This window comes from Litchfieldia stipae, from assembly GCF_014837155.1.
In the GTDB taxonomy this organism is placed as follows: domain Bacteria; phylum Bacillota; class Bacilli; order Bacillales; family Bacillaceae_L; genus Litchfieldia.
Genome location: NZ_JACYHA010000007.1, coordinates 95,976 through 110,794, shown reverse-complemented (window position 1 = coordinate 110,794; position 14,819 = coordinate 95,976). Strand labels below are relative to the sequence as shown.

At 41.4% G+C, this 14,819-nt stretch carries 18 protein-coding genes; 13 read left to right on the top strand and 5 right to left on the bottom strand.

Going from position 1 to position 14,819, the window contains the following annotated elements; all coding sequences use genetic code 11:
• Positions 1 to 2: 2 nt before the first annotated feature.
• From spoIIID to F7888_RS10720, 5 genes are all read left to right on the top strand, one after another.
• The gene (gene spoIIID / locus F7888_RS10740; protein ID WP_191779281.1) at positions 3 to 278 is read left to right on the top strand and encodes a sporulation transcriptional regulator SpoIIID; all 276 of its coding nucleotides are present in this window, start codon (positions 3 to 5) and stop codon (positions 276 to 278) included.
• A 147-nt stretch (positions 279 to 425) separates the two neighbouring features.
• On the top strand, positions 426 to 1,427 hold the full coding sequence (mreB, locus tag F7888_RS10735) for a rod shape-determining protein (RefSeq protein ID WP_191779278.1): 1,002 nt from the start codon (positions 426 to 428) through the stop codon (positions 1,425 to 1,427).
• A gap of 232 nt (positions 1,428 to 1,659) precedes the next feature.
• A complete protein-coding gene (locus tag F7888_RS10730) occupies positions 1,660 to 2,475 on the top strand; it encodes a flagellar hook-basal body protein (RefSeq protein WP_191779276.1) in 816 nt (271 codons plus the stop codon).
• A 197-nt stretch (positions 2,476 to 2,672) separates the two neighbouring features.
• Positions 2,673 to 3,518, top strand: coding sequence for a flagellar hook-basal body protein (locus F7888_RS10725; RefSeq protein WP_191779274.1), 846 nt, complete (start codon positions 2,673 to 2,675; stop codon positions 3,516 to 3,518).
• The gene (locus F7888_RS10720) at positions 3,505 to 3,834 is read left to right on the top strand and encodes a DNA-directed RNA polymerase subunit beta (protein WP_191779272.1); all 330 of its coding nucleotides are present in this window, start codon (positions 3,505 to 3,507) and stop codon (positions 3,832 to 3,834) included. The genes F7888_RS10725 and F7888_RS10720 overlap by 14 nt, the downstream gene beginning before the upstream one ends.
• Positions 3,835 to 4,164: 330 nt before the next feature.
• On the opposite strand, the gene F7888_RS10715 is transcribed toward F7888_RS10720, so the two are convergent.
• Positions 4,165 to 4,641 carry a YusW family protein gene (locus F7888_RS10715; protein ID WP_191779270.1) on the bottom strand — a complete coding sequence of 159 codons (477 nt, stop codon included), beginning with the start codon at positions 4,639 to 4,641 and terminating at the stop codon, positions 4,165 to 4,167.
• A 167-nt stretch (positions 4,642 to 4,808) separates the two neighbouring features.
• Between F7888_RS10715 and fabZ the strand changes: the two genes are divergently transcribed.
• The 4 genes from fabZ (at position 4,809) to F7888_RS10695 (ending at position 6,550) form a co-directional block, all read left to right on the top strand.
• A complete protein-coding gene (fabZ, locus tag F7888_RS10710) occupies positions 4,809 to 5,243 on the top strand; it encodes a 3-hydroxyacyl-ACP dehydratase FabZ (protein WP_191779431.1) in 435 nt (144 codons plus the stop codon).
• A gap of 149 nt (positions 5,244 to 5,392) precedes the next feature.
• Positions 5,393 to 5,815: a hypothetical protein gene (locus F7888_RS10705; RefSeq protein WP_191779430.1), complete on the top strand. Its 423-nt coding sequence runs from the start codon at positions 5,393 to 5,395 to the stop codon at positions 5,813 to 5,815.
• Positions 5,808 to 6,041 carry a type II toxin-antitoxin system HicA family toxin gene (locus F7888_RS10700; protein WP_191779268.1) on the top strand — a complete coding sequence of 78 codons (234 nt, stop codon included), beginning with the start codon at positions 5,808 to 5,810 and terminating at the stop codon, positions 6,039 to 6,041. The genes F7888_RS10705 and F7888_RS10700 overlap by 8 nt, the downstream gene beginning before the upstream one ends.
• Before the next feature lie 158 nt (positions 6,042 to 6,199).
• Positions 6,200 to 6,550, top strand: coding sequence for a hypothetical protein (locus tag F7888_RS10695; protein WP_191779266.1), 351 nt, complete (start codon positions 6,200 to 6,202; stop codon positions 6,548 to 6,550).
• Positions 6,551 to 7,313: 763 nt separating this feature from the next.
• On the opposite strand, the gene F7888_RS10690 is transcribed toward F7888_RS10695, so the two are convergent.
• Positions 7,314 to 7,757 (bottom strand): YwpF family protein, encoded by a 444-nt coding sequence (locus F7888_RS10690; RefSeq protein WP_191779264.1) that lies wholly within the window; start codon positions 7,755 to 7,757, stop codon positions 7,314 to 7,316.
• Positions 7,758 to 8,229: 472 nt separating this feature from the next.
• On the opposite strand from F7888_RS10690, the gene ssb reads away from it, so the two are divergent.
• The 3 genes from ssb to F7888_RS10675 all read left to right on the top strand — a co-directional run bounded on the left by ssb (position 8,230) and on the right by F7888_RS10675 (position 9,744).
• Positions 8,230 to 8,568: a single-stranded DNA-binding protein gene (ssb, locus tag F7888_RS10685; RefSeq protein WP_191779428.1), complete on the top strand. Its 339-nt coding sequence runs from the start codon at positions 8,230 to 8,232 to the stop codon at positions 8,566 to 8,568.
• A gap of 10 nt (positions 8,569 to 8,578) precedes the next feature.
• On the top strand, positions 8,579 to 8,767 hold the full coding sequence (locus tag F7888_RS10680) for a hypothetical protein (protein WP_191779262.1): 189 nt from the start codon (positions 8,579 to 8,581) through the stop codon (positions 8,765 to 8,767).
• A gap of 560 nt (positions 8,768 to 9,327) precedes the next feature.
• Positions 9,328 to 9,744 carry an RDD family protein gene (locus F7888_RS10675; RefSeq protein ID WP_191779260.1) on the top strand — a complete coding sequence of 139 codons (417 nt, stop codon included), beginning with the start codon at positions 9,328 to 9,330 and terminating at the stop codon, positions 9,742 to 9,744.
• Positions 9,745 to 9,833: 89 nt separating this feature from the next.
• On the opposite strand, the gene F7888_RS22825 is transcribed toward F7888_RS10675, so the two are convergent.
• From F7888_RS22825 to F7888_RS10665, 3 genes are read right to left on the bottom strand one after another with little or no spacing between them, the layout of a single operon-like run.
• Entirely contained in the window at positions 9,834 to 9,959 is a 126-nt protein-coding gene (locus F7888_RS22825; protein WP_263601190.1) for a hypothetical protein, read from the bottom strand.
• A 27-nt stretch (positions 9,960 to 9,986) separates the two neighbouring features.
• Positions 9,987 to 12,749 (bottom strand): DEAD/DEAH box helicase, encoded by a 2,763-nt coding sequence (locus tag F7888_RS10670; RefSeq protein ID WP_191779258.1) that lies wholly within the window; start codon positions 12,747 to 12,749, stop codon positions 9,987 to 9,989.
• Positions 12,750 to 12,767: 18 nt separating this feature from the next.
• Complete coding sequence (locus F7888_RS10665; RefSeq protein WP_191779256.1) at positions 12,768 to 14,381, bottom strand: SWIM zinc finger family protein; 1,614 nt, start codon at positions 14,379 to 14,381, stop codon at positions 12,768 to 12,770.
• 255 nt (positions 14,382 to 14,636) lie between these two features.
• Here F7888_RS10665 and F7888_RS10660 point away from each other — a divergent pair, with 255 nt between their 5' ends.
• A complete protein-coding gene (locus F7888_RS10660) occupies positions 14,637 to 14,798 on the top strand; it encodes a hypothetical protein (protein ID WP_191779443.1) in 162 nt (53 codons plus the stop codon).
• The last annotated feature ends 21 nt before the right edge of the window (positions 14,799 to 14,819 follow it).

Below are 14,819 nucleotides of genomic sequence, written 5' to 3'. Positions count from 1 at the left end.
GTGTGCACGATTACATCAAAGAGCGTACTATCAAGATTGGAAAGTATATCGTGGAGACAAAGAAAACAGTTCGCGTGATTGCGAAGGAGTTTGGTGTTTCCAAAAGTACTGTCCACAAAGACTTAACTGAGAGACTTCCAGAAATTAATCCCGAACTAGCAAATGAAGTGAAAGAAATTCTCGATTATCATAAATCGATCCGCCATTTACGTGGGGGAGAAGCGACGAAATTGAAATATAAAAGAGAAGATGTAGAGGAGGAAATCGTAAAGCAATAGGTCTTTCGTATGCCTTTCTTGTCTGGTCGACAAAATTCCACATTATTTTTTTACAAAAACACCTATTATTTTTAAGATTATGATACAATATATAATTAGGAAAATAATGTGCATTGGCCAGAGAGATGCAAGGAGGAAAGTAACACGATGTTAGCTAGGGATATAGGAATTGATCTAGGGACCGCAAACGTGCTGATCCATGTAAAGGGAAAAGGAATTGTATTAAATGAACCGTCTGTTGTAGCAATTGACAGAAACAATGGGAGAGTACTTGCGGTCGGGGAAGAAGCGAGACGCATGGTTGGACGTACTCCTGGGAATATTGTTGCGATTCGACCATTAAAGGATGGCGTCATTGCAGATTTTGATGTAACAGAAGCAATGCTGAAACACTTTATTAACAAGCTAAATGTAAAAGGATTTTTATCAAAACCACGTATTTTGATTTGCTGTCCAACAAACATTACGTCTGTTGAGCAAAAAGCGATTCGTGAGGCTGCTGAAAAAAGTGGTGGGAAAAAAATCTTTTTAGAGGAAGAACCAAAGGTAGCTGCCATTGGTGCAGGCATGGATATCTTTCAACCAAGTGGAAATATGGTAGTAGATATAGGCGGTGGAACGACAGATGTTGCCGTGTTATCAATGGGCGATATTGTCACCGCCTCTTCTATTAAAATGGCAGGGGACAAGTTCGATGCTGAGATCCTAAGCTACATTAAAAGAGAGTACAAGCTATTGATCGGTGAAAGAACAGCTGAAGACATCAAAATCAAGGTAGCAACTGTATTCCCAGGCGCGCGTCAAGAGGAAATTGATATCCGCGGAAGAGATATGGTCACTGGCTTGCCAAGAACAATCACGGTGCGCTCGAACGAAATTGAAAAAGCATTACGTGAATCAGTGGCTGTTATTGTACAAGCTTCAAAAAGCGTGCTAGAACGTACACCACCTGAGCTGTCAGCTGACATCATTGACCGTGGAGTGATCTTAACAGGCGGCGGCGCACTGTTACACGGTATTGATCAACTACTTGCTGATGAGCTGAAAGTACCAGTTCTCATCGCAGAAAATCCAATGGAATGTGTAGCGATTGGTACAGGAATCATGCTAGAGAACCTAGATCGTATCTCAAACAGAAAATTAATTTAGCCTACAAGGACCTTGTCATCATAAGACTGGTCCTTATTTCCTAAGAATAGCGATATTAGCAAACATTACTACTTTTGTTCGTGAGGGCTTTCAACTACAATGGTAATAGGCGAAAATCCGCGTGATGTCCAAATGGCATCACGTGGGCTCGCGGGACTTAAGTGAAGCAATTATCAATATGAAAATTAATGCGCAGGATGAACCTGGGCATATAAAATAAGAGGTGGTACCGTTGCTAAGAGGTTTTTATACTGCAGCTTCAGGTATGCTCGCACAGCAGCGACGTACCGAAATGTTAACGAATAATATTGCAAATGCAAATACACCAGGATTCAAAGCTGACCAATCCTCATTAAAAGCCTTCCCTGAACTGCTTTTACAAAGAATGGAATCGAATAATGCCTCACTAGGTAGTAAGAGAACAACCTCAACGACTATTGGTAGCATGAATTCGGGCGTATACATGCAAGAAGCGATGCCATTATTTACACAAGGTGACATTCGTGAAACCGGAAGAAGCGTGGATATGGCGATCATTAATGGACAGATGCCAGAGGGTGGCTCGATTTTCTTTACCGTTGAAAATGCGGCTGGAGACCTTCGTTATACACGTAACGGGAACTTCACCCTTGATGGGGCAGGCTACCTTACGACAAATGAAGGCTACTATGTCCTAAATGAAAACGGCAATCGAATTCAACTCCAAGGTGAACAATTTACTGTGTCTCCAAACGGAGCCATTTTGGAAAATGGTGTCGAAGTGAACACATTAGGGCTTTCTTTTTCACAAAACTCTAATAATCTAGTAAAAGAAGGAAATGGATTATTCGCAGCAACTGAAAACGGTGAAATGGCATTCATAGGCAATGATCAAAACGTCAGCTTTGAAGTCAAGCAAGGGTACCTCGAGAGATCGAACGTCGATGTAGCTCAAGCGATGACAGACATGATGACAGCCTACCGCTCATTCGAAGCGAACCAAAAAATCCTTCAAGCTTATGACCAAAGCATGGAAAAAGCCGTAAACGAAATTGGTCGTCTGCGCTAATTTATCTAGACTGTTTTCTTAAGACATAAATATATTGAAAATGAGGTATAGCAGACTGAATACACTTAAGACTCCCGTGGGATGCGTGAGTCCCCGTGTATTCAGACTGCGGCTTCAACAGCAGCAACATTTTATGCGAAAATAATCTTAATTATAGATAGTCGAATGAACAAAAGGATTCCTCAGGAGGAAAAATCGTGAATCGTTCAATGATTACTGCAACAAATACAATGACACAGCTTCAGAAGCAATTGGACAATATCGGCCATAACCTAGCCAACATCAACACAAACGGCTACAAAAAGCGCGATGTCCAATTCAGTGAGCTCTTGTTCCAACAATTCAATAACAACCAATCTCAGGCAGATGCAGTTGGTCGTCTCACACCTGCTGGAATTAGACAGGGTGTAGGAGCGAAACTTGGACAAACTAGTCTTAACCTAACACAAGGATCGATTCAACAAACCGATCGTCCACTAGACCTTGCTTTTACAAAAGAAGGGCAGTTCCTACAAGTATTAGTTGAGGACAACGGCATCCAGGTTCCAAGCCTAACAAGAGACGGTGCACTGTATCTATCACCACTGAACAATGGCACAAATCAGGTTTCACTGGTTACTTCTGAAGGGCATCCGGTGTTGGACTCTGATGGTGAGCTAATTGTGTTCTTAGATCAATTCAAGGACCTTACGATTTCTACTGATGGCAGAATCACTGTGACCGGTCAGGATGGACAAACTCAGAACTTTGAATTATCTGTTGTACAGGTGAACAAGCCCCAGCTTCTCGAAGCAAAAGGAAATAACCTGTTTGGACTGCCGAATTTCGCGGCATTAGGCCTTGAGGAAAACGAAGTGATGATGCAACTAGTTGGACAAGCACGTGCTGAAATTGGGATCACACAAGGCGCACTTGAACAATCAAATGTTGATATGGCCAGTGAAATGTCAGAACTTATGCTCACTCAAAGATCATATCAATTCAATGCAAAATCAATCTCATTAGCAGATCAAATGATGGGGCTAGTGAATGGAATACGCTAAAGGTAAGGTGAACTCAGCAGTGACAAATGAACTCGATAATTCTCAAGTAAAAACTCGCGCTGATCATCGGAAACAGCGAAAAGAAGAAGAAACAAATATTGTAGAAGAAAAACCAGTTCGAATGAAACGACTTGTTCGTCTTCGCTTGATCCCAATCTGGCTACGTCTTCTCATTATTATAGGACTAATTGTCTTAAGTGCCGTAGTTGGAGTCATCGTCGGCTACAGTGTCATCGGTAACGGAGAACCAACAGAGGCACTCGACAAATCAACATGGCAGCATATTATTGACTTAGTGGTAAAAGATAAAGAATAACTAAAGCATGGTCAGTGGCCATGTTTTTTTTATTTGTCGTGTGCAATAAGGGGAGAATTTTCGCTTATTGGAAGAAGCAGTCGCTTGAGGAGGCGGAATAAGGGAAGAAATTCCGGTTAACAGTGCAAAACAAGGCAACATATGCTTCTTTTAGCAAAATAACCGAAAAATGTTCCGTTATTTTAAGGGAAATTGGTGTATTTTTGAATTTAAGGGGAAAATATTCGGTTATTTTACAAGGAAAGAGACGCGATAAGCCAATTTATTAAGATTGAGCATGGCAAATACGCCTCTCCGTCCCCGAAAAAGTCCGATTTCACAAATAATATGTTATGGTCGCTGTTTGTACTCCTTCTGCGTCCCATCACTGAAGCGAACCTCTAACTCAAACTTTTCAAAATCCTCACCTAAATTAAAGGCGCTCATCACTTCTGAAATCACTTCATCTTCTGTGGTCAGCTGATCAAAAGTTAGGTTTTCGAATATAGGTTGCAATGTCGCAAAAGCTTCATCGCCTTTTGACTGAGTATTTGTACGCTCATCTTTGATTTCAGCTTCCATTCCATTGCGTTCATTTTCATAATCAACATCATATTCTTGATTGCCACTATACTCTACGTCTAAATCAAAATGTGTGAAATTGAAAGCCTGATCTTCCGTTTGTGTCGTGTCTTCTTGGTTCGTCGTTGTATTTTGCTCGACCGGTGCATTTTCCGGCACATCAGTTACATTTTCATCATCACCATTACAGCCCGCAAGCAAACCACAAGACAATAAGACAGCCGTGAATAAAGTACGTTTCTTCATGTTAACACTCCTCTGTATTTTTACCTCATATTCTTCTCTCTAAATATTGTTTTATGTATGTTGAAAAATATGGCCAAAATAAGAGAAGCAATCGAAAATAGTTTGCATGTGCTCAACTTTTTAGTATGCTTAAAGAAACGAGCTATAACCAGGAGGTACTTTACATAATGTTAGATATTAATCAAATCAAAGAAATCATTCCACACCGCTATCCATTTTTATTAGTAGACCGTATTCTTGAGCTTGAAGAAGGCAAACGTGCTGTAGGGATTAAAAACGTGACGGCAAACGAGGAATTCTTCAACGGACATTTCCCCGAATTCCCAGTAATGCCAGGAGTTCTTATCGTTGAAGCACTGGCTCAAGTTGGTGCTGTTGCGATGCTAATCAAGGATGAGAATCGTGGTCGCCTTGCATTCTTCGCCGGCATTGATAACTGCCGCTTTAAGAGACAAGTTGTACCTGGTGACCAATTACGTCTCGAAGTCGAAATGACTCGTGTGCGTGGTGCAATGGGTAAAGGGAAAGCAACTGCAACGGTTGACGGTGAGCTGGTATGTGAAATGGAATTAATGTTTGCCCTTGGAGATAAAAAAGAATAAGCAGATAACTGTGTTGTGAGAGCTCTTTAAATAGGGCTCTTTTTTTGTTGTTCTTTTTTGAACGGAAATGAATAAATTGTATTATAATGTACATAATGTACAATATGTACATTATATGGAAATCACTATAATGAGGAGGAAAAGGAGTGATGATGATGCAAAATTTGTTATCCGCTACTCAAGTACGTGCAGATTTTAGTCAGTTTATTGATAATGTGGTTCATGTGAAGCCACAGGCTGTGAAACGAAATCGTGATGTATTCTGGTCCATCTCGCAAAAGGTTACAACAGAATTATTGGCAGGCTACAGTATTGTGGTGGAATATGAACAAGAAGAGGACGGAAGCTTTGCGGGTTCTTTGTTACCTTTGAACGATATTGTATGTTATGGCGCTACATTTGAAGCGATGATTGAAGATGCAGCCCAGCAATTAGTTGAATATGCACAAGATTATTATCAGGATTTTTCAAGATACTATCATTCTCCTAATCGAAAAGCACATTTACCCTATGTTCTTAATGTTTTATCTCAAGAGAACCTTGATGGAGTTAAAGCATTAATACGTGGCTAGCTGGAAGGATCTGCGGAAATTTTTAGTAAACGATGGCTATGTTTTAATAAGACATGGAAGAGACGACATTTACGAGAAGACATTGCCTAATGGTGAAATTAAAAGGGTAAGGGTATCAAAGGGAACTGGTGAGATCGGAAAAGGCCTATTTTCACGAATTTTAAAGCAGCAACTGGGTGTCGATAAAGAAGAGTTTAATGAGAGGCTTGGTAAAAAGAGCAAATAATTTGAGGAAGCTTGGACAGGAAATGGTTCAAGCTTATTTTTGTATTTTAATTTTTTTCTATAAAAATGAAATTTATTCAAAATGTTGGGTAACATAAGCAAAGACCTACATAATCTCAGGTCATTATTTTAAGTAATCATAGGAAAGGAGCGATTGTCATGAACAAAAAATGGCTTATTAAGCTTTCAGGTTCACTTCTAGCAGCAGCTTTAATTACAGGCTGTGCGGCTGATGACCAAGATCCGCCACCAGAAGAAACACCTGTTGATGACGTGACACCAGAAGAAGATGTGACTGATGACACTGGAACTGGTACGGGCACTGAAGACGGAACTGGTACAGGTACAGGAACTGAAGGTGGTACTGGGACTGGTACGGGCACAGAAGGTGGTACTGGAACAGGTACAGGAACTGAAGGTGGTACTGGAACAGGTACGGAAACAGGAACTGACACTGGTACAGGAACAGGAACTGGTGAGGAAACTCCAGAAGACGAAGAAAATCAATAAGCTTGAACAAGAGAGTCCCCTCAAATTTGGGGACTTTTGTTTGTATAATGGCTGATGGGGTGGGAAATTGGATTATGGATGGGTTTCGTTGAATTATGCACAAATATCGTCGGATTATCCCCAAGTTTGGTGGGAATCCAGCTGAACTTCGTTGAATAAATCAATATGCTAACATCCATGCAGAGCGTTTCGTTGGATTATACACAAGTATCGTCGGATTATCCCCAAGTTTGGTGGGAATCCAGCTGAACTTTGTTGAATAAATCAAAATGCTCACATCCATGCAGAGTGTTTCGTTGAATTGTGCACAAGTATCGTCGGATTATCCCCAAGTTTGGTGGGAATCCAGCTGAACTTCGTTGAATAAATCAAAATGCTAACATCCATGCAGAGCGTTTCGATGAATTGTGCACAAGTATCGTCGGATTATCCCCAAGTTTGGTGGGAATCCAGCTGAACTTCGTTGAATAAATCAATATAGCTAACATCCATGAAGAGCGTTTCGTTGAATTGTGCACAAGAATCGTCGGATTATCCTCAAGTTTGGTGGGAATCCAGCTGAACTTCGTTGAATAAATCAATTTGCTAACAACCATGCAGAGCGTTTCGATGAATTATGCACAAATATCGTCGGATTATCCCCAAGTTTGGTTGGAATCCACAAGAACTTCATCGAATAAACCAATATGCTAACATCCACCAAGAACATTATCCACAAAAAAAGTAGGACCCGACTACATTACGTCGAATCCACATTCCAAAACTACTTCACAGTTTTCAATTTCTTCCGTTCTTGATGCACAAGATGGTTAAATTGCTTCAGTAATTCTTCGCCCTGTAAGCCTTGTTGCAGGAGCTGAGCGAGAATGACCTCTGAATTGACAAATTTGGTCCGTGCAATTTTTGCATCAAATAGAACGCTTAAATGTTCGCTGAGTACATTAATCGACATAATGGTCGCGACGACGAATGCAGGCTCGTTCGATTCATCGGTAATCTTCACTCGAAGTTGGAGCTCTCTATTACTTGCTTTATAAGTGGTAAAAAGGTCTGTGTAGCTTTTATCAATAAATGCTTCGATAATCCAGCGTCTGTCGTTATCCTCTCGGTTAATGATCAGACCTTCTATTAAATCTACTTCGACAATTTCTTCTTCTGAAGGTGAATCAGGCAAAACACTGAGAGACACAAGTCTAAATGTCTTCAAAAAATACCCTCCCTGTTCGTTCTATCCTTTTAAAAAAATTATATCATAACGATGAATGAGAAAAAAATCGAATCATGGAAATAGTAGAGTCTATTTAAAAAAAAGGCTGTTTTCGTATATATTGTAGCTATTGATACCGCAGCCTGAATACACTCCGCATCCTGTGGGAGCCTACTAGTCCCACGGGAGTCCCCCGTGTATTCAGTCTGCTAGAAATCTATTCTAAATAAATTCACTCAAAAAACAACAAACTTTGAGAAAACAGCCTAAAAAAATAACTCACAATGTTGAAACTAGTGCTTTTTGCATGCCCCCTATAGGACGTTTGGCTCGAATGCTGGTGAAAATTGTATTTTTACCGATGATTCTGTATGAAAATGTAAAATAATCCATTTTACTGGATAAAAGTCATTCGTTATGATATCTATGTGAATTGATACACAAACTATTGAGAAAGGAGCTTGGACTAACGTTGATAAATCAAGTGATTTTGGTAGGCAGGTTGACTAGAGATCCAGAAATTCGCTACACCCAGGACGGTCAAGCGGTCGCAAATGTTACGCTGGCTGTAAGTAGAAATTATAAGAGCCAAGCAGGGGAGATTGAAGCAGACTTTGTCAATTGTACACTGTGGCGCAAAACCGCCGAAAACACGGCGAATTTCTGCAAAAAGGGGTCGATCATTGGTGTCACTGGTAGGATCCAGACTAGGAGCTATGATAACAATGGTCGCAGAGTGTATGTAACAGATGTGTTAGCGGAATCCGTCAAATTCATGGGTGGAAAGCCACGTGAATTAGTCGAGCAGTAAGGAGGAACAAATGATAGAGCAGGAAGTGAAATTAATTGATCAACGAATTGATAGACTTGCCATTGGGATTGGCCACCATCTTGAAACGCTGCTAAATCAGATAGACGAACGGCTGACCCAGTTGGAAATGAGCCATTCAAAACACTTTATCGAGATTGATTCGCAGGTAGAAGGTAAGGTGTATCAGCATTGCGATTAGCATAGTCTTCTCTTAAATCTTCATTTGAATAAAATCACCAGGTCTCCACACAACTAATTTACTCACATTGTATTTTTATAAAAGGCTGTTTTCGCATATATTGTTGCTTTGACTACCGCAGCCTGAATACACTCCGCGTCCTGTGGGGTAACCGGTGAGCCTCCTCGTCGCTAGCCCTCCTGCGGGGTCTCACTTAGGCTACGCATCCCACGGGAGTCTCCATGTATTCAGTCTGCTAGAAATCTACTTTCAATTAATTTATCTCAAAAAACAACAAACTTTGAGAAAACAGCCTATAAAAAATAATCCCGCGATCAACTCGCTTGTGAAATCTTATCAGATTAAGCTTGTCCCCATATCATTGCCTGATTCCAGACAACCGGTCAATTTCTTTTTGTAGTGAACCCATCCACTACGTAAGAGGTTTCCATCCCCAGTCTGAGAATTGGGCGTTTTTTTGTCCTTATGTATAAAACATAGTAACTGGAAGGAAGTTGGAAGAGTTGATGGTTAAATGAGGTAAAATCTGTTAAAATTTGAAAAAGAGGGGAGAGATATTCATGAGTAAAAAGCCAGCTGGATTTGGTATCAGGGTGTTAGCGGATTTCTTAGATTTTTTTATACTTAGTTTGCCTATTGCTTTGGCTTTTTATTGGATAAAAGGGGATTATTCATATGAGTGGGCTATGGGGTGGACTTGGCAAATTATTTATACCATATACATGACAGCCTTGCCTCTACTATGGAGTGGATATATTATTGGGAAACGTATGTTTAATATAAATATTAGACGGATGGATGAAGGAAAACTAACCTTTAAGAATATGTTTTTAAGAGAATTCATAGGGAAATTCCTACTTATGTATGTAACACTAGGAATCTCAAGTATTGTAAGTGTATTTATGCTTATCTTTCGAAAAGACAAGAGAACGATTCATGATCTAATTGCTCGTACATATGTTAGTTACGGTAAATAACTTCATCAAATAAAAAATGACAGCTGTGAAAATAGCCCACAGCTGTCAACGCGGAGTACAATCATCGGAGTAACCCTCCAACTACCACACTATTTCTTCATCCTAGCCTCCACCACAGCAAACAACTTCTGCCAAGCTTCAGCTTTATCCTTATGCTTCTCATTCACAACGTCTTTCTTCTTCCGTTCCTTCTTTGTCTGAACCATTTTCGCCATGACCATCACTCCTTATCCAAACAACTCTTATCTCAATGAGAGTAAATCCTTTAAATCATGATTAGAAAGCTCGGTAATCCAGCTTTCGCTTTGGATAATTTCGTCATTGAGGGCTTGTTTCTTCTCGAGCATTTCGTCAATTTTTTCCTCAAGCGTCCCTGTACTGATGAGCTTGTGAACATGGACAAAGCGTTTCTGTCCAATTCGGTAAGCACGGTCAGTCGCTTGATTTTCAACCGCCGGATTCCACCAACGGTCATAGTGAATGACATGGTTGGCTTCGGTCAGGTTCAACCCAGTTCCACCAGCCTTCAGCGACAGAATCAGGATATTGTACTTTCGATTCTGGAAGCTTGCAATCATCTCATCACGAGTATTCTTCGCGATACTTCCGTTCAGGAACATCACCTCTTCGCCGAACTGCTTTTCCAGCACCGATTTAATCATTTCACCCATTTGAATATACTGAGTGAAGATCAGGCAGCTTTCATCCTGCTCACGAATATGAGTCACCAAATCCATCAGCTTATCCATTTTATTCGAACGAGTCTCGATCTCGCTTGGACGATCCTCCTTTAAATAGAGAGCAGGGTGATTACAAACCTGCTTCAGCTTACTAAGCATTTTCAGAATAAGACCCTTGCGCTGCATCCCAGCCAGCTGTTCGACTTGCTCAAACGTGTCCTTCACAAGCTGCTCATACATTGACGCCTGCTCTACCGTCAGCGGACAATATTCCTTTTGCTCCTGCTTATCCGGTAAATTCAGTGCCACATCTTCATCCTTTTTCGTTCTTCTTAGTAAAAATGGCCGAATCAAGCGTTGCAGCTGACCAATCTTCTCCGTATCGCGATCCTTTTCAATAGGCGCCACATAGCGTTTTTGGAACTGACCTAAGCTACCTAAATAGCCTTCGTTGGTAAAATCAAAAATCGACCACAACTCCGTTAAGCGATTTTCCATCGGTGTTCCCGTTAACGCAATATGATGTGCACCGCTTAACCTTCGAATCGCACGTGATTGCTTCGTTTGCGCGTTTTTAATATTTTGCGCCTCATCTAAGCAAATCGTACCCCAATCATAGGCAGAAATCTCCTCATAATCCAAATGAGACAGCCCGTAAGACGTCAACACAACATCCGCATCTGACACCGAAATCGGGAAATCCTCACCCTTGCCGCGATTGGCTCCATAATGAAGATGCACCTTCAACGTCGGACCGAATTTCTCAAGCTCCTTTTGCCAGTTTCCAAGCACAGACGTTGGACAAATAATGAGGGAAGGCTTCGCACCTTGCTCCTTCACAGACAGGAAATAGGCAATCATTTGAATCGTTTTTCCAAGACCCATGTCATCTGCCAAACAAGCCCCAAACCCAAAGCGGCGTAAGAAGAGAAGCCAATCGACACCTTGCTGCTGGTAAGGACGTAACTCACCGGTGAAATCAGACGGGATTGCTGCAGGTGGAATTTCCTTAATCTCAGACAGCTGCTTCACCATTTTAGACAAATGACGGTTCAACTCAATCTCCACATGGGCAAACGGATTCTGTGAACCAGCCTCATCATCTGTGTCCGCGTCCTTCGGATCAAGCAGCTCCTGCTCTAACACATCACGGAAGCTAAGCCCTTCCTTGTTTGCCTTTGATAAAATCGACTGCACCTGCTTAATGAAGGCAGGGTCAAGCTTAATCCAGCGCCCACGAATGTTGACAAGTCTACGTTTCTGATCTACGAGACTCATAAATTCATCCTCAGAGAGATCAACTCCATTAGTGGAAAAACGCCAGTCAAAATCAATCAACGCATTTAATCCGACAAACGATTGACGTTTCGTAGCCGAGGTTGATTTCACTTTCGCCTTCACCGCCAATTGTGCATCCTTGATCGCTTGCCACCAAGACGGTAACTGGATTTCAACCCCAGCTTCAAGCAATAATTCACTGTCCTCTGTTAAAAATGACCAAGCCTGGAACTCAGAGATTTCGCTTACAACACCGCCATCCTCAGCCCGTAGCCAAGGGACAAGCGTTGTCCACACCTTTTGCTCACGTTCAATCTTCTCAACATGCTTACGCCAAGCAATCGGCAGCATATCTCCATACGCATAAATAATTTGTTCCTTCTCTTTATCACGCATCATTGTTTCAATCTGCCAAGGCTCATCATCTTGATCAGGTTCAATCAGGCGCAGCACAACATTAAATGGCGACATATCCTTGATCCAACCAATTTTCTCAAGCCAATCCGTTTCATTCGCCGCAATCAGCTGATTGCCAGCATTCTTAATCAACGGAAACTCGCGAAGAAGTTCACCCCATGCCTCACTCAAGACAGGATCTTGCTCAAACCAATCCTCTAACGCCGCCGTTAACCAATCCGCTGAAAAAAGATCAAGCTCCTCATCTTCAATCGTCCATCCAAACTCACCAAGAGCCCATTGCTCATAATCGGGAACAAAGGTCATCTCTTGGACCGCCTTATATAAGATTTCCGCTGTTTCCTGATACGTCCGACAATCCTCAGAATAGTTGAACTGAGCCAACGTATTGTTCGATTGATTCCCAAAGAATTCAAGCGCCTGCCATGGTGTTAAGTAGAACGCTTGGCGATAATACAACTGCTTCATCTCCACAAATGAGCCATAAAAGGATGATTTATGATGTGAGAAGAGAAGGGGACGTAGCTTCTTCTGGTCGATCTCGTCACCAGTCTCACTTTCTCCCCAAAGATAGCAGCCATTCATTTCATCCCACTGACATTCAATCGTGATCGTCCGTGTCACTAACATACATTCACCTTCTTTCCACTATACCTGTTGTGGGATCATATTCGCTCGAGCCAATTCCTGCTGGAACGCTCGTAGCCGTTTATGATTAAGTGCGAGCCTTTCAATGTACATCTCCCACACATCCAGCTGATTGATTTTACGATAAGAAGCACGCAGCTTTCGCAAATACTTCACCGCCTGCTTATAGCTAGCCCGATTCTTCTGCTCCAATGCATCCATCACTGCCTGGTGGTAGAAGGGGAGAAGGGCCTCGCGTTCATTATCCTCGATTTTCTTCAATGTCTGACGGTCACAATCGCCTGCACTATAGCCAACCAGAATTTGCAGATCGACCCAAGCACGGTAATCGTTCATATGTAACAAATGATGATCAAACTCCACATAACTATAAGGAAGCAATTTCTTCATCATTTCAATATATAAATCCGGATCATTCGCTTCACAATAGTCGGAAACTTCCTTTAAGAACGTTCTGGTAAAATGACGACATGCCTCAAACGAACCCAATGTCTGCACATAGGAATCAATATAGCGCGCCGCATACTTAACCCAATGACTCACACGTTTCCAATCATGATTATTACTCAACACATGAATCCACCAGAAGCTGTAACTCACATATGTACTATCCAAACGTGACAAATAATTAATCGCCTCTTGATCTCTTCGTTGTAAAAAAGCCAGATGAACAAGGGCTAGCAAATTCCCATCATGGTCATCACTATCCGTCGTCACAAGCAATTCTTCTTCTTCCTCAATCCATTTCTTGCGATTAAACAACACAGACCAAAGCGCCCGATAAATCGAAAATCGGTAAAATAAATAATGACCCTCACGAAGTAACGTCTCGCGAACCGCATCCATGCTCTCATGCAAAATGGTATCTAACGAAAACGGAAGAGATATCGCTCGTAAATGAAAAATCTCATCAACGACATCATCCATCACATTATGAAAGTGAGGACTCACCCACGTATCAAACTGAAACGGCTGCAGGTTCTGCTTATCCATCACCTCAAGCATCTTATTAATCGTGAAAATACCTGTGTGAATGGCAAACAATCGGTTCGTCTCTTTCACCTTCGGACCTTTTGCAGACACCTTTTGAAAGAAAGAATAATATAATGACGAGAAGAAATGGCGGTCACGCTCTGAATATTGTTCAAGAAACGATTCATACTCTCGTTTGAAAAACGCTTGCCAGCTAATCAGTGATAATTCCTCATACGGCTTATGTAAATCTCGTGCTTTCATGAGGGACGGAATGGCAAGCGGACTCGTTGGAATAATCTCCTCTTTCCACTCATCAAGCAACGCACCAATCCGAGCCACACTAGCATAAATGGAAAAAAACACCGCCATTTGATGGCGACAGAATTCCGTCGAAGGGCAGCTACATGTTGAGCCTTCGAAATCCTCTAAATTCAAGGTGACATCCACAGGAATGACATCCTGAACCCGTCCCCGCACCAATTCATTTGAAAATTGAACATTATAGACACTGCCTTGTCGATACAGGTTCAATCCCTTTTTAATCAAGGCTTGATCTGCCTCATTGTTGAATGAGAACCTCTTTTTTAACACGTCGGCATAACCAAGAACCAGTTCCTTTGATACCTCATGCTCTAGCATGACAGATCTCCACCTCCAGTGTGCGAATATTCAAATAGTTAATACTGAAAGAAATTCATCCTTTTATTATAACTCATTTAGAAAAGAAAATCGCTCCCCAATACAGCTAGTCAAGCAATAGACAAATTCCCTATGCAAATTTCTTTCAATTAACAGTCGCAAAAGGAGTTAGGCTTGCGTATACATAAGTAAAGGCTTTCTTTGAAAGATGCACACAAAAAAACATCTTTGTATTTCCATAAGAGGTGATTCGCATTGGACATGAAGAAAACGAACGTCCAAGGGCAGATTGATTTAGAGGAATTCAAGCAGGTGTTAATACGAGCCTATATGAAGGGTGAGAACCTTTCAAACATGGACGCGAAGCACATGATTGAAGAACTTGCAAAAACATTAAGAAATCCCAATAGACATTAGAAACATATGACCACCTCCTCG